The organism is Coleofasciculus sp. G1-WW12-02 (genome assembly GCF_040219735.1).
GTDB lineage: Bacteria > Cyanobacteriota > Cyanobacteriia > Cyanobacteriales > Coleofasciculaceae > Coleofasciculus.
In genome coordinates this window covers 23,973-47,565 of sequence record NZ_JAVJRX010000157.1, presented here as the reverse complement: position 1 = coordinate 47,565, position 23,593 = coordinate 23,973, and the positions used below count along the sequence as shown (strand labels likewise).

General features: G+C 46.3%; 15 protein-coding genes. 5 read left to right on the top strand and 10 right to left on the bottom strand.

Going from position 1 to position 23,593, the window contains the following annotated elements; genetic code table 11:
* Window positions 1-273: 273 nt before the first annotated feature.
* Both RID09_RS25225 and RID09_RS25220 read right to left on the bottom strand, forming a co-directional pair.
* Entirely contained in the window at window positions 274-5,424 is a 5,151-nt protein-coding gene (locus tag RID09_RS25225; protein WP_446338664.1) for a tetratricopeptide repeat protein, read from the bottom strand.
* 551 nt (window positions 5,425-5,975) lie between these two features.
* The gene (locus RID09_RS25220; protein WP_446338663.1) at window positions 5,976-7,277 is read right to left on the bottom strand and encodes a P-loop NTPase fold protein; all 1,302 of its coding nucleotides are present in this window, start codon (window positions 7,275-7,277) and stop codon (window positions 5,976-5,978) included.
* A gap of 205 nt (window positions 7,278-7,482) precedes the next feature.
* Here RID09_RS25220 and aroA point away from each other — a divergent pair, with 205 nt between their 5' ends.
* The 3 genes from aroA to RID09_RS25205 all read left to right on the top strand — a co-directional run bounded on the left by aroA (window position 7,483) and on the right by RID09_RS25205 (window position 11,368).
* Window positions 7,483-8,853 carry a 3-phosphoshikimate 1-carboxyvinyltransferase gene (aroA, locus tag RID09_RS25215; RefSeq protein ID WP_446338662.1) on the top strand — a complete coding sequence of 457 codons (1,371 nt, stop codon included), beginning with the start codon at window positions 7,483-7,485 and terminating at the stop codon, window positions 8,851-8,853.
* Between the two features lie 137 nt (window positions 8,854-8,990).
* Entirely contained in the window at window positions 8,991-10,304 is a 1,314-nt protein-coding gene (locus RID09_RS25210) for a calcium-binding protein (protein ID WP_446338661.1), read from the top strand.
* 488 nt (window positions 10,305-10,792) lie between these two features.
* Entirely contained in the window at window positions 10,793-11,368 is a 576-nt protein-coding gene (locus RID09_RS25205) for a hypothetical protein (RefSeq protein WP_446338660.1), read from the top strand.
* Window positions 11,369-11,441: 73 nt separating this feature from the next.
* On the opposite strand, the gene RID09_RS25200 is transcribed toward RID09_RS25205, so the two are convergent.
* From RID09_RS25200 to RID09_RS25165, 8 genes are all read right to left on the bottom strand, one after another.
* On the bottom strand, window positions 11,442-14,306 hold the full coding sequence (locus tag RID09_RS25200; protein ID WP_446338697.1) for a GAF domain-containing protein: 2,865 nt from the start codon (window positions 14,304-14,306) through the stop codon (window positions 11,442-11,444).
* 368 nt (window positions 14,307-14,674) lie between these two features.
* Window positions 14,675-15,619 (bottom strand): glutathione S-transferase family protein, encoded by a 945-nt coding sequence (locus RID09_RS25195; protein WP_446338659.1) that lies wholly within the window; start codon window positions 15,617-15,619, stop codon window positions 14,675-14,677.
* Window positions 15,620-15,757: 138 nt separating this feature from the next.
* Complete coding sequence (gene gatC, locus RID09_RS25190; RefSeq protein WP_446338658.1) at window positions 15,758-16,051, bottom strand: Asp-tRNA(Asn)/Glu-tRNA(Gln) amidotransferase subunit GatC; 294 nt, start codon at window positions 16,049-16,051, stop codon at window positions 15,758-15,760.
* Between the two features lie 68 nt (window positions 16,052-16,119).
* A complete protein-coding gene (locus RID09_RS25185) occupies window positions 16,120-16,641 on the bottom strand; it encodes a photosystem I assembly protein Ycf3 (protein ID WP_446338657.1) in 522 nt (173 codons plus the stop codon).
* 186 nt (window positions 16,642-16,827) lie between these two features.
* Window positions 16,828-17,661, bottom strand: coding sequence for a pentapeptide repeat-containing protein (locus RID09_RS25180; protein WP_446338656.1), 834 nt, complete (start codon window positions 17,659-17,661; stop codon window positions 16,828-16,830).
* Between the two features lie 31 nt (window positions 17,662-17,692).
* The gene (lnt, locus tag RID09_RS25175; protein ID WP_446338655.1) at window positions 17,693-19,312 is read right to left on the bottom strand and encodes an apolipoprotein N-acyltransferase; all 1,620 of its coding nucleotides are present in this window, start codon (window positions 19,310-19,312) and stop codon (window positions 17,693-17,695) included.
* A 420-nt stretch (window positions 19,313-19,732) separates the two neighbouring features.
* Window positions 19,733-20,104 carry a hypothetical protein gene (locus RID09_RS25170; RefSeq protein WP_446338654.1) on the bottom strand — a complete coding sequence of 124 codons (372 nt, stop codon included), beginning with the start codon at window positions 20,102-20,104 and terminating at the stop codon, window positions 19,733-19,735.
* 105 nt (window positions 20,105-20,209) lie between these two features.
* On the bottom strand, window positions 20,210-20,962 hold the full coding sequence (locus tag RID09_RS25165) for a hypothetical protein (RefSeq protein WP_446338653.1): 753 nt from the start codon (window positions 20,960-20,962) through the stop codon (window positions 20,210-20,212).
* A gap of 304 nt (window positions 20,963-21,266) precedes the next feature.
* Here RID09_RS25165 and RID09_RS25160 point away from each other — a divergent pair, with 304 nt between their 5' ends.
* Both RID09_RS25160 and RID09_RS25155 read left to right on the top strand, forming a co-directional pair.
* The gene (locus RID09_RS25160; protein WP_446338652.1) at window positions 21,267-22,130 is read left to right on the top strand and encodes a Tab2 family RNA-binding protein; all 864 of its coding nucleotides are present in this window, start codon (window positions 21,267-21,269) and stop codon (window positions 22,128-22,130) included.
* A gap of 68 nt (window positions 22,131-22,198) precedes the next feature.
* Window positions 22,199-23,527 carry a TldD/PmbA family protein gene (locus RID09_RS25155; protein ID WP_446338651.1) on the top strand — a complete coding sequence of 443 codons (1,329 nt, stop codon included), beginning with the start codon at window positions 22,199-22,201 and terminating at the stop codon, window positions 23,525-23,527.
* Window positions 23,528-23,593 lie beyond the last annotated feature (66 nt).

Here is a 23,593-nt window from a genome sequence, read left to right as displayed (position 1 = left end):
AATGTTCCCTACCCAAGAAACCCCCTTTTTGCCCCGGCGACTGGAAGTCGCAGCTACACAAACAAAGTCCGCCTGCGCGGACTGGATTATAAAGGGGGTGGCTAACCCGGATTTGGTATGATTTGGTAGGGGTACGATATTATCGTGACCTGATCGAGTTGTAGGTTGGGTTGACCTAGAAAACCCAACAAAATTAAGTGATAAAGCCCTTACTACTAATTCAATTGGGGGTTGGCGATGGGACGTTTATGGCGAAGACAGCGCAACTACAAACTAAATTCGCTGGTGAATTTCCTCTAAGAGTTGCTGCGCGGCGGCTTGCAGTTTACCGCGATTATAGGCTTGGAATGTTTCCAAGGAGGCGCGGGTGAGGATTTCCCCTTGGTTCAGGGGTTCCAAAATATGCGATGTCTCGTCTCTATATTCGGTGCATCCTGTCCATTTTATCGCGTCAATTCGTAAGTAAGCGCGGGCGATATCCAGGGTTTCTTCTGCACTATCTACGGTTTGTCCGAGTTGGCGGAAGTGGGTTAAGCCGAGGGTGTAGTTTGTTTGAAATTGGCTGATTTGTTCCCATAAGTTAGAATCGTCCGCCGGGAGTTGATGGAAGCGTTCAGCGTAGACGAGGGCGAGGGCGGTGTAATCATACCCCAGGTTCTTTTTGTAGTCGTTTTTTGTATTAATTTGTATGCTTTGGCGTATGTTTTCTTCGGCTTGGCTGAGGAGGGTGAGGGCTGCGGTTGTGTCGGGGGTATTTTGGGCGAGGAGGCGTTGGGTTTTACCAATGTATCTGTAACTTCTAGCCGTGCGTTCATTGTGACCGATTTGCTGGTATAAATCACGGCTTTGTTGGTGATGTGCGATCGCATCGTCATATTTGCCCCAATCCTGATATATTCTACCCAATTGATAGTAGGCATCAGCGATATTGGGTTGGTCATCTAGCTGCTGGCGAATCGCTAAATCCTTTTGTTCACACTCTATGGCTTTCTCATATTGTCCCCAGTCTCGATAGCAATCAGCTAGGTTGTACCACTGATTAGCGACATTCTGCTGTTTGTCTAATTGCTCATAGAGTGAAAGGCTTTGTTGGTGATGTGCGATCGCGTCCTCATATTTGCTCCAATCCTGATAGATTCTACCCAATTGATAGTAGGCTAAAGCGATAAGGGGTTGGTCATCTAGCTGCTGGCGAATGGCTAAACACTTTTGTTGACACTCAATCGCTTTCTCATATTGTCCCCAAGCTCTATAGCAATCAGCTAGGTTGTACCACAGGGTAGCGACATCCTGCTGTTTCTTTAATTGCTCCAAGAGTCCAAGGCTTTGTTGGAAATGTGCGATCGCATCCTCATATTTGCCCCAATCCTGATAGATTCTACCCAATTGATAGTAGGCATCAGCGATATTGGGTTGGTCATCTAGCTGCTGGCGAATGGCTAAATCCTTTTGTTCACACTCTATCGCTTTCTCATATTGTCCCCAGTCTCGATAGCAAACAGCTATGTTGTACCACAGAGTAGCGACATCCTGCTGTTTGTCTAATTGCTCATAGAGTGAAAGGCTTTGGTGGTAATGTGCGATCGCCTCCTCATATTTACCCCAATCTTGATAGATTCTACCCAATTGATAGTAGGCTAAAGCGATATTCTGTTGGTCATCTAGCTGCTGGCGAATGGCTAAACACTTTTGTTGACACTCTATCGCTTTTTCATACTGTCCCCAGTCTCGATAGCAATCAGCTAGCCTGTACCACTGATTAGCGACATCCTTATGTTTGTCTAATTTGTCATAGAGTTCAATGCTGTGTTGGTGATGTGCGATCGCATCGTCATATTTGCCCCAATCCTGATAGATTCTACCTAGCAGAAAGTAGGCATCAGCGATACTAGGTTGGTCATCTAGCTGCTGGCGAATCACTAAATCCTTTTGTTCACACTCTATCGCTTTTTCATATTGTCCCCAGTTGCGATAGCAAGCGGCTAGACAGTACCACGAATCAGCCACATCCTTCTGTTTATCTAATTGCTCATAGAGTTCACGGCTTTTTTGGTAATGTGCAATCACCTCTTCATATTTTCCCCAATCCTGATAGATTCTACCCAATTGATAGTAGGCTAAAGCGATATTCTGTTGGTCATCTAGCTGCTGGCGAATGGTTAAATCCTTTTGTTGACACTCTATCGCTTGCTCATACTGTCCCCAGTCTCGATAGCAATCAGCTAGCCAGTACCACTGATTAGCCACATCCTGCTTTTTGTCTAATTGCTCATCGATTTCACGGCTTTGGTGATAATAATCTATTGCTTGTTCATATTTACCCCAACTTTTATAGGTTCTTCCTATATGATAAAGAGCAAGTGATTCAGCTTTAGGCTTGTCAACCTCTCTAGCTATCGTCAACATCCGCTCAAAGCAAGCAAGCGCCTGTTCATATTTTTCATGTAATCGGTAACAAATACCCCAATTTCTCCAGAAAATCATCAAAGCGGTTGGCTCGATATATGGCTCCAGCTTTTCAAAACAAGCTTGATAAGCATCAATTGCTTGGTCAAATTTATTCACTCCCTGATAAGCCGCCGCCAGTGACCAATCGATATAAGCCTGAATCCCACTGTTATTTTGCCCAGTTATCTCGTCTAAAAGAGGAATGGCTTTCTCATAATCATCACTTCGCAGATAAGACATAGCCGTGACAAAGGTTAATCCCATTAACCCACCACTCTGATTTTGTCGAGTTACCTCCAAGGCTGGAGTCATTTCTTCCCCTAATTCTTCCATTAAATCCTTAATCGAACAAAACAGAGTTGGTTCTAACTGATGAACAATCTCCGTCACACAATCTACTAATCCTGCGCCCGATTCACCACAAGCTACATATAAAATAGCTGACTGTGCTTTCACTCGTCGTTCCGCTATTTCTTGAGCCTCCTCAACTTCTTGACGCAAATAACGGATCACTTCCCCTTTCTGATTAAATCGTTCAATTTGTCGCAGCAATCTCAATACCTGTTTAATCGTTTCATTCTCAAACTCCTCATCCAATCCCAAATAGGTCACACCTAACTTCTCAATCACCTTTGACCGAATCCGGCTATTCACCTCAACTTCAGCCACAACCTGACCTGCAAATAGCAATTCTTTCAATATCGATGCAGATTCACGCCAGGAAATTGTCCCATCTTCCGCCAAAACTGACCACCGTAAAATCGGCTTACTTGATGAACTATTTTTAACCTGAATTTCTCCCTCTCCCAGAACAGGTTGATACTCGTCCAACCCCTTAAACAACCGTTCCACTAAATGCTTCACCTGCTTAGGACTATGAATTCCCAAATACCCCAATGCCAATAAAATTGGTTCTTGCCAACGCGGATCATCCTGATGTTTCTGGATAATCTCCAGAGTCTCACTCACGTCATTATCGGCAATATACCGCGCTGTCAAATACTCCTCAAAAGTTAAATGCATAAACCCATAAACATTGGGCGCACGTTCGACAAATAACCCCGTCGTTTCCCGTACCCGCCGCAAAAATTCCTGTACGGCTTTTTTCACACTATCCGCTTCCACATCTTCATCATTTAACGCTGCCAATTTTTCCCCTAACTGCGCTTCCGCTTCCGCTTGAGTAATTAACCCCGATGGTTTTTTCTCATGCATCCAATACGCCAGAGGTGCTAAAAGTTCAATGACCTCACTTTCCCGCAGCACTACCTGCGGCGCATCGGGTAAATTCTTACTCAATTGCCAATCTTCTATCAACGTTTTCACCGCCAACGCATACAGTTCCACCCGCCGATTCGGGAGGCGCGACCCATTGCGATGAATTAATGCCAAAATGGTTAATAATAGGGGATTTCCGGTGAGGCGTTTGACCCCTTCATTCTCTTGAATTGCCTCCAACAGTTCCTCAGCTTCTTTCTCCGCCTCTCGTCGCCAAACCTCTTCCGTTTCATCGAGTTTCTGGGCTTTTTCAATCGCCAGACACCAGCGACGCAGGAATCGCTCTACCTGCTCAAATTCCATCTGAGTAATCGTAAACTGGGTAAAGCGACTGCCTAATTTCACATCCTGATAGCCAGCAATCCGGCTGGTAATCACATACTTGTTATCGGGATAATCGGTAACAAACGCCTCTATTTGTTTAACAATCTGCTGACGGCTAGTCTGATTAAATACCTCATCCAAACCATCCAGCAGCACCAAGCATTCACCCTGACGCATCTTTTCACACAGCAGTGTAGAGACGTAGCATGCTACGTCTTTACATTCATCGTTCACATCCCGAACATCCGCCTCCCACTGCTGATAAAACTCCTCCAGAAACGCCAACAAACTCAACTCTGGCTGTTTCACCAACCGTTCCGCATAATCCGCAACTCGTAAAAACACCGGGAAACGAATATTCCCTAATGATTCAGGATTGGTGGCTGAAGATTGGGACAATTCGTCCTTATTTCCTGCATTCCCAGACGTACCATGGTACGTCTCTACATTTTCCACCAAAACCCTCTCTTTCCCATCCCGTTGCGCCATGGCAAAATGCAGCGCCAGATATCGCAAAAGTGTGGTTTTTCCCGCCCCCGGATCACCTAAAATTACACTATAGTGACACCTCCCCACCGCCTCCGCTAAATCCACCTTATGCGTCACCGTTTTTGTACTCATTTCCGACGGCGCAAACTCCATCCCCTTGCGACTCTCCGCGCCAACCTCGGCGTACCTCTGTGTTTCAAAACCTAACTTACTCCCCCCCTTAAACTCCGTCACCTGCTGCTGACGTTCCGCCTGTAGGGACACATAAACTTGATCCAAAAAAATATCCACTTGGCGCTGAACTTGCATCACGCCACTCATTTTCAGATAAGAATTCTCCGCAATTAAACTCTCTAAATAGGGATAAAGTAGAAGATTCAACGGCGGACGAGTGGTAAACTTAACCACCTTTTCCCGCCAATCCCAAAAATCCGGCGCATAACCGCGAAACGCCTCTAAGAAATCCCGCTTATTCAGCCAAAATATCAGGACAATCTCCCGTGAAAACAGCGCCTCTCGTCCCAGATTCAATCGTTTCAGTTCCTTCAGTATCCGGGGGCGAGGTAATTGTTCAATCCCAAACGCCATAATGACTGGACGTTTGGATTCGTCTTTTGCGTCTGGGTTAATGGGGATTCTCTTTTCTAAAGCGTAGAGAAACGCAATCAGAGACTCTTGACTATAAAAGAAGTTCTCAATCTGAAATTCATCGGGGTTGAGGACGGATTTTAATTGTTCGACGACGGGATGATTGGGGGCGCTTTCGGGGGCGATGGCAAAAACAATAGTTGTCCCGTCGGATAATTCTAGGGTGGTGGCTAAATCGTCTAAGGTTTCCTGGTCAGGTTGATTTAGATTGTTTATGGGGGGAATGTCGATTGCCATGGTCAATCCGTCCTGATGCTTAGTCTGATTGTAGATGATTTTGATGTGTTGGGGTGTTATGTTTTTTTAACGCAGAGGACGCAGAGGTTGGCGCAGAGGGGCGCAGAGGGATTTAACGAATTGGGCAATATTGGGAAGATTATGAGTGGATTGGTAATTTGATTGATTCTCTGTTTTTGTGCGATGTTTTATCCGATTTTATCCGATGTAGGGGCGGGTTTAGACGCTTGATTTTTGGATTACTGATAACGTTTCAACAAAACCCGTCCTGACCTTAACATTAATGCGATATTAGGTTGGGAAAACGCAAGGAAACCTAACCAAATCCCTGATGATAAAAACGGGTAGGCGCACGTTGGTGATAGGGCGCACCGACGTGCGCCCCTACGTAAAGGGTTTGCGGTTGGATTGAAAATGAGGTCATCCGAGATTTTATATGATGACATTTCAGGATGTTGGTGGGTTACGGCGGATATTAATTAAATGGTTATTTCCTAAGTTTAACACCGCCTAACCCACCCTACGAATGATTACAAATGGCAAATGACGAATCATCCTTGAGTCGCTTGCCATCGCTGTAAGTCTTCAATCAATATCGGATTTACATCAAACCAAGGATTCTGATTTTTATCATAATAGCCTAAAACAAATTTATTTTGCAGGAGTTCATCGCTAATCACAAATTCTCCTTTATTCGGCAATGTATGGGTTTTTGTGGTTAATCGTCCAGTTCGGTGAATCGCGGCTAATTCCGTAAACTGATAATCACTAATGGTATACGCTTGTCGTTCTTCTTTTACCGCTTGTTCAGCTACGGCTTGATCCACAGAGGTGGCTTTCTGTTTCACCGCCACTTGACAGGCTGTTCGCCCTAAACGAATTAAATCTCGCATCACTCCCCCACTTTTTTCACACAGTAGTTCTAAGGCTTCTGGGGTAAACAAGTCTTGGGTATTATAATGGGTTAATCGCGCTAATCGCTTTTCAATCACCTGTTTTAATATCTGTCGCCCCATCTGATCCGGCTGGGTTGTGGGACATAAATTGGTGTCACATTCAAATACGGGAATATTCGCCAAGTCTAAACAGTCTTGAAATCGCTGCATCGGTTGGCGAAAACTGGGAGAATACCGCAGGGAAATGGGTATAGTGTAGATGATATGACAATCCAGTTCTGTCAGCAGAGGACTGGCAAACATTTCTAAGGCGGTCATCTGATCATGACGATCTAATCCATCGACAATGACTAATAGTTTTTGCTTTCTATCGTTTTCTGCGGATTGAATAATTGCATTGACTTTAGCGATAATTTCACTTAACATTGGGCGAATATTCAAGCTTCTCGTCATTTCTCGCGTTAGCCCTAATTTTAAGGTCATGCCCATTTTGGTCAGCAGATCGGGTAGGGCTAATCCTTCAACGGAATTAGTTTTATCTTGATAAATAACGGTTTTCAGACTGTCTTCTAAATCCTTGAGTAAACGGTCATCTTTGCGTGACCACCACCCGGGTTTAATCGCTTGACGACAAATTTCTTGACCAATTAAGACCACGACTTCGGCATAACCGATATTATAACGGTCAAGGGCGGTGGCGGTGTCAATCCAGATTACGGTATAGTTATCAGCTAAACAATGTTCAACGCGATGTAATTCTGTGGTTTTACCGCTACCTGTGTGACCCGATAGTAAAAATTTGGCGGGGTCATCTTCCATTTCCAATGCGTTGACTAAATGCTCAACGGGACTATCCGATCGCGAAACGTAAAAATCCCGAATATCTTCAGGCTTTTCCAGGGGTTCTTCAGGTTTAAACAGTTGATAAACGGGTTTCCAAAATTTTGGGTTAGTCATTGATCAAACAAGAGGGAACAGGACATAGGGAATCGGGAATTCATCATTTGGGCGGGGCGGGTTTAGTGACATTAGGGCGGAAAAAAAACGATGGTTGTGAAACCCGCCCCTACATAATCATGGATCATTCATCATCTCCCCCATTACCCCGATACAATTATCTTTGATACAATTCTATGTCCCTCTGTTAAACCCCTCCATACCTATGCCCGTCACGGTTGTCACCCTGAAGCAAATCGAAACGCAACTTGATTTGATCATCACCCGCCCGCCATCGGGATTGTTTCTGAAAGGAAATCTCCAGGTTCCCGGTGATAAATCTATCTCCCACCGCGCGTTGATGTTGGGTGCGATCGCGCAAGGGGAAACTCGCATCCAGGGACTCCTATTGGGCGATGATCCGCGCAGTACCGCCGTTTGTTTCCAAGCTATGGGTGCCGAAATCTCTGTACTCAACGCCGCAGCGGTTATCGTTAAGGGCGTGGGTGTGGGAGAATTACAAGAACCTGTGGATATCTTAAATGCGGGTAACTCTGGGACTACCCTGCGGCTAATGCTGGGACTTTTAGCCTCCCACCCCGGACGCTTTTTTACTGTAACCGGAGATAAATCCTTGCGATCGCGCCCTATGTCTCGTGTGGTGCAACCCTTGCAACAAATGGGTGCCCAAATCTGGGGGCGGGGGAATGGTTCATTAGCCCCCCTAGCAATTCAGGGACAACGCCTCAAGCCAATTCATTACCATTCCCCCATCGCCTCTGCCCAAGTTAAATCCTGTATCCTATTAGCAGGGTTAATGGCAGACGGGGACACAACAGTAACAGAACCCGCCCTGTCTCGTGACCACAGCGAACGGATGCTTAAGGCTTTTGGTGCTAAGATTACCGTTGACCCAGAAACCCACAGTGCTACAGTCACGGGTCCGGCGCAACTCCAGGGACAAACGGTGATTGTTCCCGGCGATATTAGTTCCGCTGCGTTTTGGTTAGTCGCTGGGGCGATTGTTCCAGATTCTGACTTATTGATTGAAAATATTGGTGTTAACCCCACCCGCACGGGTATTTTAGACGCCCTGGCGATGATGAATGCGGATATCCAGTTGGAAAATCAACGGATAGTGGCGGGAGAACCAGTTGCTGATATCCGAGTTCGCTATAGTCGCCTCAACGCTTGTGAAATCGCTGGGGATTTAATTCCCCGTTTAATTGATGAGATTCCCATTTTGGCAGTTGCGGCTGTTTTCGCCCAGGGAACCACCGTAATTCAAGACGCCGCAGAACTTCGGGTTAAAGAAAGCGATCGCCTCGCGGTTATGGCGTCTCAGTTAAACCGGATGGGTGCAAAGATTACAGAACTCCCCGATGGGTTAGAAATCACTGGAAACACCCCCCTAACGGGTACAGAGGTTGACAGTCATACCGATCACCGGATCAGCATGAGTCTTGCGATCGCGGCACTCAACGCTAAAGGAATTACCACCATCCACGGTGCAGAAGCCGCAACCATTTCCTATCCCGACTTTACCACCACATTACAACGTCTGTGCAATAGGGGCAGTGCGGAGCAACTTGTTTAAATGTTGGCACAGATTAAGCCAGTGAAGCGAGGTTTTTATTAAATTTAATTAACTTCGCATTTACTAATTTTTTAGTCTGATAAACTCTGACAAAGTGAAATTTATGATTTAGCAATCCATTAAAAAAGGAAAACGTTATGACATCTAAGTTTCAGCCTCGAATTTCTCGACGCTCCACCAACTATCTCCGGAACTTAAGATCGGCTTTCGAGAAAGGTAAACCCCTTTCGATGAAAGCACTTAAGGAAGTGGAGGCTGAAATGCTTTCATTAGCTCCCCAAGCATTTTCCTTGAATTTCATCATTGGCACGCCTAATGATGATGTTGCCATCGTTGGCACCAATGAACCCGATCAAATTTTCGCCCTCGACGGCAATGATGGCATCTTTAGTCTTGATGGCGACGATACAGTCTTTGGCGGCGGTGGCGTTGACGTCATTATTGGTGGTGGTGGCAATGACGTACTCAATGGAGAGGGTGGCGCTGATGTTATTTTCGGTGACTCTCAATTATTTGGCATCGGCGGGAATGACCTAATCAATGGTGGCGCTGGCGCTGATGTTATCTTTGGTGAAGCTGGTAATGACACCATTAATGGTGGCGGCGGAGCTGACAACATCAATGGTAATGATGGGGATGATTTGCTCCAAGGTAACAATGGCGCTGATGTTGTCTTTGGTGGCAATGGTAATGATATTATCACGGGTGGTGCTGGCGCTGACCGACTTTTTGGTGAGGATGGGAATGATATCATTCAGGGTGACGCTGGGGCTGATGTTATCAATGGCGGGTTAGGTAATGATACACTCCTGGGCGGAGCTGACGATGATTCATTTTTTTCGGGTTCTGGCAATGATCAAGTCTTTGGCGGAGATGGTAATGATCGTGCTGACGGTGAAGCTGGGGATGATATCCTCAATGGCGACAGTGGCAACGATACCCTCTTTGGTAGCCTAGGGAATGACACTCTCAACGGCGGAAATGACGCAGATATACTCGTTGCTGGGGTTGGCAGTGACTCTCTCGATGGCGGCGATGGAAATGATGTGCTGATTGGCGTTGACCCCTTTGTCCCAGCATTTGGATTTGGTGGTACGCTCACCAACCCATTGGCTCCCTTCGAGCGGGATACTCTCACTGGCGGTCAAGGAGAGGATACCTTTGTCCTGGGTGACGATGGCACTGTAGTCGGTATCGAGCGGGGAGAGCCGGAACTCTACTACGTTGGTGGCGGTAATGCTGACTTTGCCTTGATCACTGACTTTACTCTGGGTCAAGACACAATCCAACTGGCTTCGGATACCTTGTTTAATGATCTGGAGTTTGGTATGTCTAGTGGTTTCCTCCCGCCAGGGATGACGATTTCTTTCCAAGGCGACCTAATTGCGATTATTCAATCCTCCGTTTCACCTTCTGCCCTTAACAACCCTGTACACTTCGTTAACGCCTAGAAAATGAAGCGGTTGGAAACGCTGAGCTTGACGGTTACCGAAAACCCCACACAGACAATCCCTCTCAACTAAGTTCTCAGACACTTCCCAGACTCTCATCCTCGGTTTCCGTAGACTCGAACGCCCCATCCTAGCTCCTGACTAGGGTGGGATTTCGTTATAGCAGGACAGATTCTATTTAATTTATTGACACTATACTGGTTTTGTGGATGAGAGTCAGGTGGCAGATGAAATTCCCTATTCTCACGTTGACCAAATCGGTGGTCTAGCAGGTAAGCTGAAGGCAGTCTCAGAATGGGCTGAGCTGGGATTAGTCTAATTCTCCAACATTCCTCAGTCAGGTGGGAGAGCAAGATCACCAATTTTTTGGCGGAGGCGCTATATTATAAACTCTTGCATTCTACGCCACTATCCTTATGAACTATACTTTGGCACAATTGGTCAAATAACTCCCCTAGAATAGTTTTTTTACTAAAAACGTTGGACTTATGCGCCAAAATAACCAGACATTGCGTTTGCAACTGAACCACTACCGCTCCTATATTGCCATTTCCTGCGAGGATATGGAAGTTGGGTTTTGTACGCCAGAATTTGCGGCGAAGATGGTGGAAATCTTTAATGAGTACGAACGACTCCATGAAGAAAATGAAATGTTAAACAAAGCCTTAAAATTAGCCTGTATCGATTTGCTTAAACAAGCTGGGATTAGCATAAATCATCTCGACCGGCGCATCCAGGATTATCTGGACAGAGCTAAACGTCCGGAACATGGAACTCGTGCTATCGCTTTTTTACTGCGGGAAAGACAGCAAGCCCTCGATATTAGTAATCGAGAATTTGTTCGGTTTTGTGCCTCTTACAAATTAGCGCCGCAACAACTTAAAGATATATTCCAAGGTAAAGATATTCCGGATAGCCAGCTTAAGTCATTATCCCGAATTTTAGGAAAATCCATGGAAGAGCTAATCGAAGTACGGGATGGATTCAGTGATAGCGAACTCAATCGATTGGCACGCATCTTGGGAACGTCCAATGAAGATTTGGCTCAGGTATTTAGCAGTTAGAAATTGTTCATTGTTCAGTTTGTTATTGGTCACTCAAAACAGACGCGCCATGGCACGTCTGGTACAAACTCAATCAACGAATAATACCTGGAAGCACAACACCCACTTGATTGTTAAAAATTTCCATGTCCCGTTGATCATTTTCATCAAAACTGGCTTTAAAGTACTCAGGAACTTGGGGCCAATTGGATGGATCATACTCCGTCGTATCCTCACCATGACGTTTGTTCACGAGTTGGGTAACGGCAAGTAACTCACCATCACAACTTAAAACAGGCATACATAACAGACTGCATGTCCGATAATGGGTTTTGGCGTCTGTTCTGCGGGCGATATCAGAATCGGGGTGATCGTAGAGGTCAAAGGGAATGTTTAACGGTTGACCGGTTTGGGCAACTTTCCCAGCAAACCCTTCTCCTAAAGGTACTCGCGTTTCCATTAATGATCCATCGGCTTGGGGAATTTTTGTCCATAATTCCTGAGTTTGGTAATCAATTAACCAAAGGGTGGTGCGATCAGCATGGGTCAGTTGTTTTGCCGCTTGCATCACCGTTTGGATGATTTCTTCGGCATTTCCGCCACTACTGCTACTAACTAAACTAATGGCTTGATAGAGGGGATCGATCGCCTTGCGTTGTTCCTGAATATTGCGGATTTCCCGGTGAAATGCTTGGAACCCTTGCAGAATGGGTAACGTGGATGTCATACGTTCCTGCAATTTCTGGGCATCGGCTTGGGTAAAGCCATTGATTTCGATTTGTTCGGATAACGTCCCTCCCGGTTCATAGGTAAATATGAATTTGTTAAATGACCGAATAATAGCCATCACTTTCCCTTTCGAGTCTACAACCGGGAATAACAACAGGTTTTCGATGTGTTTGATCGCGTCAGGTTCTAAGCCAATATGGATTAACAGATCATTCAGTTTTCTGGGGTTTTTGCTGGCTTTGACTGAACGAGACTCAACAATTTTACTGGCGATTCCTAGGGTGGCGGACACCCGAATCTCTTGAGCATTTAGGGTTCTGGGGTTCCAGACTAATGACCAAAAGATGCTTTGTTCGGCATCCACTAGGAAAATCGTGGTCTGTTCTGCGCCTAAGAGTTTGTTAATCGAGTTGGTGACAAAGCTCAACGTATAATACAGCGCATTGTAGAGCGCTTCATCACTCTGATCGGCAACGGAATTACTAAGAATTGCCAGGGTGTTATAAACGGATTCTTTTGGCTCAATTTGAGCAAGCTGTTTTAGTGTCTCATGGGTCTTGACAAATTGCAGGATTACGCCCACTCGTTCGTTAAAGACTTGCATGGACTGGCGGTCATTTTTATCAAAACTCGCTTTAAAGTAACTGGGAACGTGGGGCCACTCGTCTTTGTTATACTCTGGATGATCTCCGGGTTTGCGCTTGTTAATCAGTTGGGTTACGCCCAATAATTCCCCATCTGGACTAACAACGGGCATACAGAGGAGGCTACAGGTACGGTAGCGGGTTTGTTCATCCGTTTTTTTGGCATTTTCCGCACTGGGATGATCGTAGAGGTCGAAGGGGATAATCATCGGTTGGCGGGTTTGCGCCACTTGACCCGCAAAGCCCACCCCAATATCACAGCGCACCTCTCCTTTCCCTGGAAGTTCCGTCCATAAGTCTCCGCGATCGCGATCCACTAACCACAAGGTACTGCGATCGGCGTTCAGCAGCTTCTTGGCGGTATTCATTACCCGCTGCAAAATTGCTTTGGTATCTAAGTTAATCTGATCGAGCGATCGCGTGGCTTCCGCTAACGCTGCTGTCGCCCGCAGCTTTTTCATGACCTTATAACAGGATTGGCAACTTTCCAGAATTCGCCGCACTGGAACCACACATTTTGCCAACCGTTCTAAGTCTAAGGTGGTGAATCCTTTGGGTCGCTTGTCAGATTGCTCATCGGTGGGTAATTTATTCAGTAGCTGAATCACCGCAATCACTTCTTGGCTTTCACTTAAAATGGGAAATGCCAAGATGTTTTCAGTGCGGTAACTATATTTTTTGTCAAATTCTTTAACCAGGGCGGCGCGTGGATCATCATAAACATTGTCGGGAATATGGATCACCTTTTTCGTCTGAGCCACCTGACCGGCAATCCCTTCCCCGACTCGCACTTGAATATCCAGGAATTCCCCTTCTTCATTCTCCGCCACTAATGACCAAAGTTCTGTCTTCTCGTCATTAAGTAAGAAAATGGTGGCGCGATCAGCACCGAGTAATTCGCCGACTTTAGAGGTGACATCGCGCAGCACCTCATAAAGGGCTTGCGCCGAACCTTCATCCTCGGATTCCGTATCGGCTTTTGATAAGATTTCCACTTGGGAAACCAGGAGTTTTCGTTCTAATTCTGCTAAGGCTTTGAGAAATTCCGAGTCCCCTGGTTCTAAATCCGCTTGGATGGTTTTTAAAGCCTGATTGACCCATTCTTGGTTAAAGACTGATTCATAGATGCGATTGTGAATCCTAACTTTCCCTTGATGCTTGAGGATTAACCCCATCATCCGCAGTTCCTTCTGTTCGGAACTGTCATTAGCGATCGCTTCTCCTTGTTGGAGGATTCGCTGATACACCAGCAACAGCTTATGACTGCGGTGTTTGCGTCTGAGCAAGCGATCGCGGATCGTCTGCAAATGCATCAGTTCCGGTTGCTGCTCCCAATTCTCGATCCAGCGCGATCGCACTAAGTTTTCCACCCATTGCGCTTCTGCTCCTTTCGACGGTGCATCAGGTGCTTGAGCGATCAATCGACAAAGCTGCTGGGTGAGGAAGGGTTGTCCTCCTGTCCATTTCAACACCTCCACCAGCAATCGTTTATAGTTTTGTGATTTAGCTTTTAATCCTCTGGCGATTTGTAATCCGCTACTGGCACTTTCTGGATAATGGGACTGTTCCGATAAATTAGAAATCATAGTGCAACCTGGTGTAAACGCCTTGGCAGCTTGCCTTCTCTCGCTAGTCGGGTGGTGATTGGGGATCAGGAGCCGTGAGTAATCCATTGGGACTATCTCAGATGCTACCTCACCTATGGCTTAAATTAGACTCTACCGATCTCAATATCGTAAGACAAATAGTATTGACAATACTACTAAATTATGTATGCTCCTGAATATATTTCACCCTATCGGTGAAAATTTGTGAAGATGAGGGAGATGGGGGAACACAGGCGCTGCTTGAAGCTGGGGGAGTTGACTCAACACTCAGTCAGGGCGGGCGCGAGTTAAGTTAACGGTTTGCTTCTGAATGGTATCTGTAAAACCCGCCCCTACACACTCAACACTTACCCCATCACCCAATCAATTACTGGCCCTTTGGGTACAATGCGAGTCGGGTTAATGTGGGGATGGCTTTTGTAATAGTGTTGCTTGATCTGGTCAAGGTTACAGGTATCACTAACACCCGGTTGCTCATAGAGATCTTTGAGATAATTTCCCAGATGGGGATAATCGCTAATTCGGCGTAAGTTGCACTTAAAATGCACGTAGTAAACAGGGTCAAAGCGAAACAGGGAGGTGAACATGCACCAATCGGCTTCCGTTATGCGATCGCCACACAGATAAGGTTGCTGGGATAGAACGGCTTCCCAATAGTCTAGTTCTTCAAAAAGTTCTGTTACCGCCTCGTCATAAGCCGTCTGAGTCGTGGCGAACCCAGCACGGTATACACCATTGTTGATCGGTTGGTAAATTCTGTCAATCGCGCGATCGATTTCTGCTTGCAGATGATCGGGATAGAAGCTAACCTGAGATTTCGCGATCGCCTCAAATTCCGTATCGAACATGCGGATAATCTCACGGGATTCATTATTCGCGATCGTATTCTTTTGTTTATCCCAAAGCACAGGGACTGTCACTCGTCCGGTACAGTTCGGGTCAGCTTTTAGATACACTTGTCGCAAATAACGAGACCCATGAACCGTATCCGGGATACAACCGGGAGCATCAGAAAATTCCCATCCGTCCTCATCCATAAACGGGTCAACAATTGAGAGGCTAATTGCCTCCTCCAAACCCTTTAATTTCCGCATAATCAGCGTGCGGTGCGCCCACGGACAAGCGAGAGACACATAGAGATGGTAGCGTCCCGACTCAGCTTTAAACCCTGTAGAACCATCCGCACTCACCCAGTTATGAAACTTGGTCGGATTTCGCATAAATCGCCCCTGAGGGTCTTGCTGGTAAGGTTCCTTTGTCCATTGTCCATTCACCAGCATTCCAGTTGCCATATTTTCTCCCTATTTCAACGCTTTGTTAATTATCCCAAATTTATGTTATTCAATTCTCTATTTCATCTTGTCATCCTTCGCCCTTGGTTATTCTCAAAAAAAACGGCACATAACCAAAGACGAAGGACAAATTCAGCGTTACTCTTCCGTACTGAGGATTTGCGGCACTTTAAAAAAGTCCCCATCTTGGTCAGGAGCTTCTGCCAATAAAGCATCCCGCTCCGGATATCGTTGAAGTTGGTCAGGTCGGGTCACATTACTCACATCAATAGCTCTAGTCGTTGGCGGAACATTTTCTGTATCCAATTCACTAAGCTGTTGAAAGTAATCCAAAATGCTATTAAGCTGCGGCAAAAATTGATCTTCTTCTTCAGAAGTCAATTCCAAACGCGCCAGATTAGCGACTTTGCGAACTTGTTCTAGGTCAATCATGATTGTTGATTGTTAATTTTTGATTCTTCCCTAGTCAATGACCAAGGACAAATGACAAATGACGATCACTAAAAATAGATATCAATAGCTGAACGTCCGCTAGTTTTTAGCCAATTTTGGGCTTCCAAGTAGTTATTAGGAGCCAGACGAATCGCTCGTTTCCAATACTCGGCGGCTTGCTCAAACAACTTTTCTGCGGCTTCATCATTTCCTGCTTCCTTCTGCTTCTCACCTTGGAAGTGGTAAATGACAGCAACATTATTCAGCGCTTGGGGGAGACGGGGATTAGAGTCGAGGGCTTGATGGTAGTACTCTAATGCTGTCTCATGCTCACCGTTGCTGGTATAAATTAACGCCATGTTGTATAGAATCAAGCCGCGGTCATAGGAATCTTCTTCTAACTCCAACGCTTGCTTGTAGTTATCCAAAGCTTCGGCATATTCGCCATCTCCCTGAGCAGACATACCATCTCGGTAATAGACAAATGCTTCTTTCGCTCTCTTGTTGGTTGGCAAAACCTTAAGAATTAGATCTGCCATTACCGTGAAGGTTTTATCAACAAAGTTATCGTTACGCTGTGTTCGTGGCATAGTAGCTTCCCAATTATCCCGGTTGTCAATCATCGTAGCGTGTCTGGGATGCACTCGATCAGACATTGGGGAAGAGGTGATTATTGAATCGGGGACACGTCGCTTTGATACAAGGGCGCAGGTCGGTGCGCCCCTACGGTTTGCGGGCGTACAGCAGAAATAACTGAACAGCTAATACCTCCCCTATCAATGAATCGTCCCCTCGGGCAGAATTGTCCCTTGGAGACTAGCACCCTCTAGGTTACAATCATCTAAATTTGCCCCTGTCAGATTCGCTTTGTCAAGATGGGTACCTTCCAATCTAGCGCCTTTGAGGTTAGCGGCTTGGAGATTTGCTGCTGTGAGATTCGCCCATCTCAAATCTGTTCCTTCTAAATCGGCGGCGCTGAGGTTTACCCCAAACAGATAAGCACTACCCAAATGAGCCTGACTCAGGTTAGCCTTTTCCAAGTCAGCTTGGTAGAGGTAAGCACCAATCAATTCGGCTTCATGGAGGTTAGCATGACTCAAATTAGCCCGGTTAAGATGGGCATGAATCAAGCTGGCTTCACTGAGATTGCTGCGTCTCAAATTGGCTTCATTGAGCATTGCGCCTTTCAGGTTTGCCTCTCTCAAGTCTGTGCCAATCAGATTAGCATGACTCAGATTAACGTTCATCAACTTAGCGCTTCTGAGATCAGCGCCGATTAAGTTAGCATGGCTTAGATCAGCATAACTGAGTTCCGCTTGCATCAAATGAGCGCTGACTAAGGAAGCTTCGATGAGATTAGCGTCAATCAGATTAGCCAGACTCAGATAAGCAAGGCTCAGGTTGGCTTTTGTTAGGTTGGCGGTGATTAGATTCGCCGACTCTAACTGCGCCCCTTTCAGGTTAACGTGCTTCAGGTTAGCGCCTCTGAGGTTAGCGCCTTCTAGGTTAGCCTCGCTCAAATCGGGTTCTATGGTTTGATGTTGATTTCTCCATTTAATCCAGCCAACTGCACCTTGCTGAAGTAATCTCAGATGCTCTAAATTTGCCATTCGCGTCTCCCGCTTTACCGTTAACTCTTGTCTATTGGTGAAGATTCAAGCGACTCACGATAAACGCCACAATCGCCAATCCTAATAATGTCGGAGTTAACCAATTTCCCCAGCGCACGTAAAGCGTCTGGGTTTGTCGCCGATATATTGTCGCCGCGTGAATCTGGTATGTATTAATCCCAGAAAGCCATAAGGTTCTCCCATGAGGATCTACAATGCCAGAATAGCCCGTATTCGTCGCCCGTACTGCCCACCGGTCTGTTTCAATGGCTCGCATCACATCTTGGGCGTGATGTTGGGCGGGCATGGTTTCACTATAATGAGCATTATTTGAGGCACTGAGAATAAACTCACCCTCCCTGGCGGCTTGATGGCGGAAATGATAGGCAAAGGCTGACTCATAACAAATCCCCGCGATCGCACGACCAAAAGGTGTGGCAAACTGTTGGTTGGGTTGACCTGCGGCTAAATGGGCATCTAAGGGGGAAAGTCGATCAATTAAACCGCCGAATAGTTCCTCAAAGGGAATATATTCTCCTAAAGGTACAAGAATAACTTTGTTATAGCGGCTGATGGTTTTACCCGTACCTGTAATCGTAAATAAGCTATTGGTAAGGCTATCCCCTTTTTCACCAAACGCCCCCAGCCAAACCAGCACACCTTTTTCTAAAATAGCTTGTTTGAAACGGTCGAGTTTGTATTGATAAAACGGAACGGGTGAGCGAAATTGATTATCCTGTTCATCCCAGATAAATGGCAAAGCTGTTTCGGGTGTCAAAACTGCCTCAACTCCTTGATCAGCTAAGGCGTTGTAACCGTTGGTATAATTTTCAATTGCCCGACTCAAACCATCTCGGTAGAGTTTAATTGTGTTCGGAATATTCCCTTGAATAATGCCAACCTTGAAGGCGGCTTGAGTCGGTTGAATCAGAGGGCGACTGTAGAGTCCAAATCCAATCAGATGGAAACCGATGAGGAGTCCTAAGGCTAGGATAAGTTTCTGCTTTGCGTTAGAATCAGTAACTCGTTTGGTTCGATTTGAGAAATAACTAATCCCAGCTTCGGCGATTAACCCATTTACAGCAACAACGGCTGCAGTTACCGTAAACGGACCCGAAATCTGACCCAGATGCAAAATCCATAAATTATGGGGACTCTGGGTATAAGCCAGGGATGTCCAGTTGAGATCGCCTAAGGTCCAGAAGGCTTCTAAGCCACACCAGAGGGCAATTCCCACCAAGACGCGAGTGAGGGTCTTAAATTTTGCACCTTGACGATTCAACATTGAATTGAACGCCGTCATCCCCACCGCCCACAGCACCACAAGCACCGTCCCCCAGAGGGTAATAAACGCCCAGCAAAAAAGCGCGATCGCTAAACTGGCTAACCAGGGTACTCCCATCCAATCCATGGGATGAACACCTGTAATCCAAAATAGGGCTAAGCCTTGATAGCCAATCCCCCAGCAGAAACCAGATAAAGCCGTCTGGCGCAGGCTTTGACGGGTTACGACTAAGAACCATAAAGGCATCAAAGCAATCCACGCCAAAGACCATGCTTCTACAGGGGATGGGGTTAATCCCATGAGGATACCACCCAACAGGGATAACAAGAAAGGAGATGCTCGCCAAAGTTGCTTAGGAATTTGCATAGTAAGGATTGTGGTACTCAGGGTAATCTGTCACCCAATTAAGTCCTATTAAACATTCTGCCTTAATCTAGCCGTTAGCAGTTTTCAATGATTGGCAAAATTGTCTTTTCCTGTTCCCTGTTCTCTGTTCCCTCTGACTGAAGAGAATGGGCTAGCACTATTGAGAATTTATGAACACTTCTCACCGTACTAGCCCAGATTGCTTGTTTGTGTTGGAGATGTTACTTGATTGTGTTCTGTTTTTAACGGCTATGACATCGGCAATAGTTATCAAATAATTTTGCGCTACTTTGCGGATGTCATTTGAGAAGAATCGGATCTAAACACCATAAGATCCATGATGCCTTTTTTGGCGTTTTAGGATATGGGGTTCCATTTAAAATTAGATACACCCATCCCAACACTATAACGAGTTGCAAATTATTCACTGAGCGGCACTTGTAACTTGAGTCTTTGAACATCCCCCTCTTCACCCACAGCCGGAAATAGGTCAAGGGGATCGCCAGAGTTGAGGGTATCTCCGACTACAATTCGTAGGCGATCGTTGATGGCAAAGCCTGAATCTGTAGAATTCACTCCCGCTTCATCTGGAGCAATGGGCGAGTTGGTATTGAAGAAAGAGCGGTAATCATTGGATAAACTGCGACGTTCTACAGTCCGTAGGGATTCACCAGATAACGTAACTGAATTTTCATTAGAACTAAACGGCGCGTCAGACTGAGCTTGGGTAAGGGGGGCTAAGCCAAAGACCGCAGCGGTGATACCTAAAACAATAAGTGTGTGGCGTCTCATGAGCGCTCTCCCTGATTCTATAGTGTTGGAAACTTGCTACTGTTGAGACCAATCATACTTTTTAGCATAGCAAGAATTGCCCTTGGCTAATCAATCGAGTTTCAGCTACTGACCTCTGTCTTGATCATCAAATTCAAATCCCCAGTCTTCATCCTCATCCTCAGGTTCCTCTTGTGGTGGGGGTTGACGATAGGGTGGGGTAATCACTCGATAGTTAGCATCATACACTCCATCAGCTCTGCCAATCCCCGACTTAGACTTATTTGATTCTCGGTAACTGTAGGAATAAACAGAGTCGGGTTGAGATGGGCGGCTGGGTTCTTGAGTGGCTTCGTAACCCCTACTTGGGCGCTCTGTTTCCTCTGATACCTCTTCCTCCTGCTCACTCTCAAACTCATCCCAGTCAAACTCTTCATCTGTGGATGTTGCAGGTTCTCCTTCAAAGTTCCATTCTGGAGCAATAGATTGATCCCAATCCGAACCTGAAGCAGAGGACGAGGGTTCTGGATGTGGTGGTTCTGGAGGTGGCGGGGGAGGTGGAATTTCCGGTTCAGAGTTCTCCGGTTCAGGTTCCTCCTGCTCAAACTCGGCTTCCTTTCGCCAGCGATTTTGAGGCGATGCTTGGGCGACGCGCTCAAACCTCTGAACCCTCCTGGGTCGAAAACTGAGCAATTGTAAGACTAAACTGGTGAGTATGCCGAGTGCGATCGCCAGTCCTATCCATACCGTCAGAGGCAATGCAACGGTTTGCATTCCCAAAAACATGACAGACAAGACGGGGGCTGACAAATTTGACAAAACAAATATAGCCAGTCCGCCTCCAACCACGCATAAGAGTACAATTCGATTGACAGGCATGATCACTCACAGTTATAGATCCAGCGTTACCTCTAACTTACCGCTTTCTTTGCATCTGATCCCTCATCCTGAGTGGGGTGTGGAGTGTAGAATGTGGGGTTTAGGGTGAGTAACGGTTTACAGCAGTAGCTCAAATACCGAGTTTGACAGATAATTGACCTGTACAGGGATGAGATCATCGCGTCCGTGGTAGGTTCCTCATGTATTAGGGCGATACATCACTGATAGTTCCTTGGGAGTACGTCCCGGAGCGGATCACTAACCCGTATTATTAGAAGAGGGGTTAGATTATAACAGTCTTGGCATGACGATTATTTGGGAACTCGATTTCTATTCGCGTCCAATTTTGGACGACAATCAGAAGAAAGTCTGGGAAGTCTTAATTTGTAAGAGTCCTTTAAACATCCATCAATCCTCAGACGACATATTTCAGTACGCGCAGTTTTGTTCCAACCAGCAGGTCAACTCCTTATGGTTACGGCAATCTATAGAAGAGGCGATCGCGCAAGCGGGACAAAAACCCAAAAAAATTCGCTTTTTCCGGCGTCAGATGAGCAACATGATTAGTATTGCCTGCCAAGAGTTAGGCATTCCGGCGATCGCGAGTCGTCGGACTTATACCCTAGATCGCTGGCTCCAGGAGCGGATGCAGGACGTTTATCCCCATCAACCCGGATATCAGTCCTCAGCCGCCGCGTCTTCCTTTGTGCGCTACCAACCTGAGGTTCCCCAACCCTTACCCGACGCCATCCAAGGACAAAAATGGGCATTGGTGAGCTTGGAAGCCGGAGCATTTGCTGAAATGGAAGAGTGGGACATTGACTTTGGCGAAGCCTTTCCCCTGTCAATGATGAAACTCGCTCCAGATACGCGCATTCCCGGCATAATTATTTTCTCTGATCGCGCCAAAGCCTTAGCCGCTTGGATGTCTGGCTTAGAACTGGCGTTTGTTAAATTTCAGGGAGGCGTCACCCCTAAGTTATTACTGGAAACGGGTGCTAGTGATAGCTGGATTTTAGCTAATATAACCGATACCCAAACCCTAGCGGAAGCTCAAGGATTTGAATCTGCCAAAGAAAACGCCCAGTTCGTACATTTTCTCGCTGTGCAGTCAACGCCAACCTCAGAAACCTTTGCCGGATTTTGGTTGTTGCAAGAGCTAAAGTAGCGCTTACTGGGTTAGGGGTTCACCACCATAAGCCGGAAATATAAACAGAATAATTAACTCTAAACATTATGGAGTCTCCAAATTTGTCACCCGCCCTCTTGAGCGAGCAACTCTTAGATCTGGCACTCAAAGCCGGAGCCAAGGATGCTGAAGTCTATCAGTCGCGATCGCTGTCTCGACCTGTATTATTTGAAGCGAATCGCCTCAAGCGGCTAGAAAGTAGTCAATCAGAAGGGGTGGCGCTACGTTTATGGAAAGATGGACGTCCAGGATTGGCGGTTGCTTATGGTGGGGTGAATCCCCAAGATTTAGTGGATCGAGCTATCGCCATTAGCGCCCTGAATGAATCTGAATCGGTGGAACTAACACCAGGACGAACGGAAAGTTATCCCGACTTGGGCAAGTTCGTAGCGGTAGAAGAATTGGTCGTCATGGGCAAAGAAGCGATCGCTCAAATTCGGGATGCCAATCCAGATGTCATCTGTACGGCGGAATTGGAATGTGAAGCAGAAACCACCCGTTTGATCAATTCTCAAGGCTTAGATTGCCACTACACCGACACCACACTTAACGGTTTTTTCTCCGTAGAATGGGTGCGTGGTGATGACTTTTTATGCGTATCTGATGGTCAAACTCAACGAGAGGAGCTTAACCCAAATAAGGTCGTACAAGCAATTCTGCAACGCTTAAACTGGGCGCAAGCCAATGTTTATCCCCCCATCGGTCAAGTGCCAATCTTGCTCACAGCCAAAGCCGCAGATTTGCTCTGGGATACCGTACAAACCGCTTTGAATGGGAAGCAGGTTTGGGAAGGCGCTTCACCTTGGAGCGATCGCGTGGGTCAAGTGGTCAGTTCCCTCAATCTCACCCTCTCTCAACAACCGAATACAGGTCCATATAGCTGCCCTTTTGACGACGAAGGTACGCCCACTCGACCCCTACTATTAATTCGAGAAGGGCAATTGCAGCAGTTTTATTGCGATCGCACCATAGGGCGATTAATCGGAGGAGGCAGTACAGGTAATGGATTTCGCCCCAGCTTAGGCAGTTATCCGACCCCAGGCTTAGTCAATATCATGGTGCAACCGGGTAAAGGATCGTTGAGAGACTTGCTACGTCAACTCGATGATGGATTAGTAATCGACCAAATCCTCGGTGGTGGAGCTGGCATATCCGGTGACTTTTCTGTCAATGTTGATTTAGGGTATCGCGTTTGCAACGGTACGATCATCGGTCGGGTGAAAGACACTATGGTCGCGGGTAACGTCTATACCGCCCTTAAGCAGATTATTGCCCTCGGTGAAGATGCGGATTGGAATGGTCCATGTTATACCCCATCCTTAATTTTAGAAGGACTCTCGGTCACCGCTTCCGAGCAAACCTCTATTCTGATTTAGCCCGTTAGGGGAGTTATCAGTTATCAGTGAGCAGTTATCAGTTATCAGGAGCAGGGGAAGCAGGGG

Excerpts from the sequence above, each read along its gene's own strand:
- RID09_RS25170 (WP_446338654.1), bottom strand. The coding sequence starts at position 20,104 with ATGAGACGCCACACACTTATTGTTTTAGGTATCACCGCTGCGGTCTTT.
- RID09_RS25165 (WP_446338653.1), bottom strand. The coding sequence starts at position 20,962 with ATGCCTGTCAATCGAATTGTACTCTTATGCGTGGTTGGAGGCGGACTG.
- RID09_RS25200 (WP_446338697.1), bottom strand. The coding sequence starts at position 14,306 with ATGATTTCTAATTTATCGGAACAGTCCCATTATCCAGAAAGTGCCAGT.
- RID09_RS25210 (WP_446338661.1), top strand. The coding sequence starts at position 8,991 with ATGACATCTAAGTTTCAGCCTCGAATTTCTCGACGCTCCACCAACTAT.
- RID09_RS25160 (WP_446338652.1), top strand. The coding sequence starts at position 21,267 with ATGACGATTATTTGGGAACTCGATTTCTATTCGCGTCCAATTTTGGAC.
- gatC (WP_446338658.1), bottom strand. The coding sequence starts at position 16,051 with ATGATTGACCTAGAACAAGTTCGCAAAGTCGCTAATCTGGCGCGTTTG.
- lnt (WP_446338655.1), bottom strand. The coding sequence starts at position 19,312 with ATGCAAATTCCTAAGCAACTTTGGCGAGCATCTCCTTTCTTGTTATCC.
- RID09_RS25205 (WP_446338660.1), top strand. The coding sequence starts at position 10,793 with ATGCGCCAAAATAACCAGACATTGCGTTTGCAACTGAACCACTACCGC.
- RID09_RS25220 (WP_446338663.1), bottom strand. The coding sequence starts at position 7,277 with ATGACTAACCCAAAATTTTGGAAACCCGTTTATCAACTGTTTAAACCT.
- RID09_RS25195 (WP_446338659.1), bottom strand. The coding sequence starts at position 15,619 with ATGGCAACTGGAATGCTGGTGAATGGACAATGGACAAAGGAACCTTAC.
- RID09_RS25185 (WP_446338657.1), bottom strand. The coding sequence starts at position 16,641 with ATGCCACGAACACAGCGTAACGATAACTTTGTTGATAAAACCTTCACG.
- RID09_RS25225 (WP_446338664.1), bottom strand. The coding sequence starts at position 5,424 with ATGGCAATCGACATTCCCCCCATAAACAATCTAAATCAACCTGACCAG.
- RID09_RS25155 (WP_446338651.1), top strand. The coding sequence starts at position 22,199 with ATGGAGTCTCCAAATTTGTCACCCGCCCTCTTGAGCGAGCAACTCTTA.
- RID09_RS25180 (WP_446338656.1), bottom strand. The coding sequence starts at position 17,661 with ATGGCAAATTTAGAGCATCTGAGATTACTTCAGCAAGGTGCAGTTGGC.
- aroA (WP_446338662.1), top strand. The coding sequence starts at position 7,483 with ATGCCCGTCACGGTTGTCACCCTGAAGCAAATCGAAACGCAACTTGAT.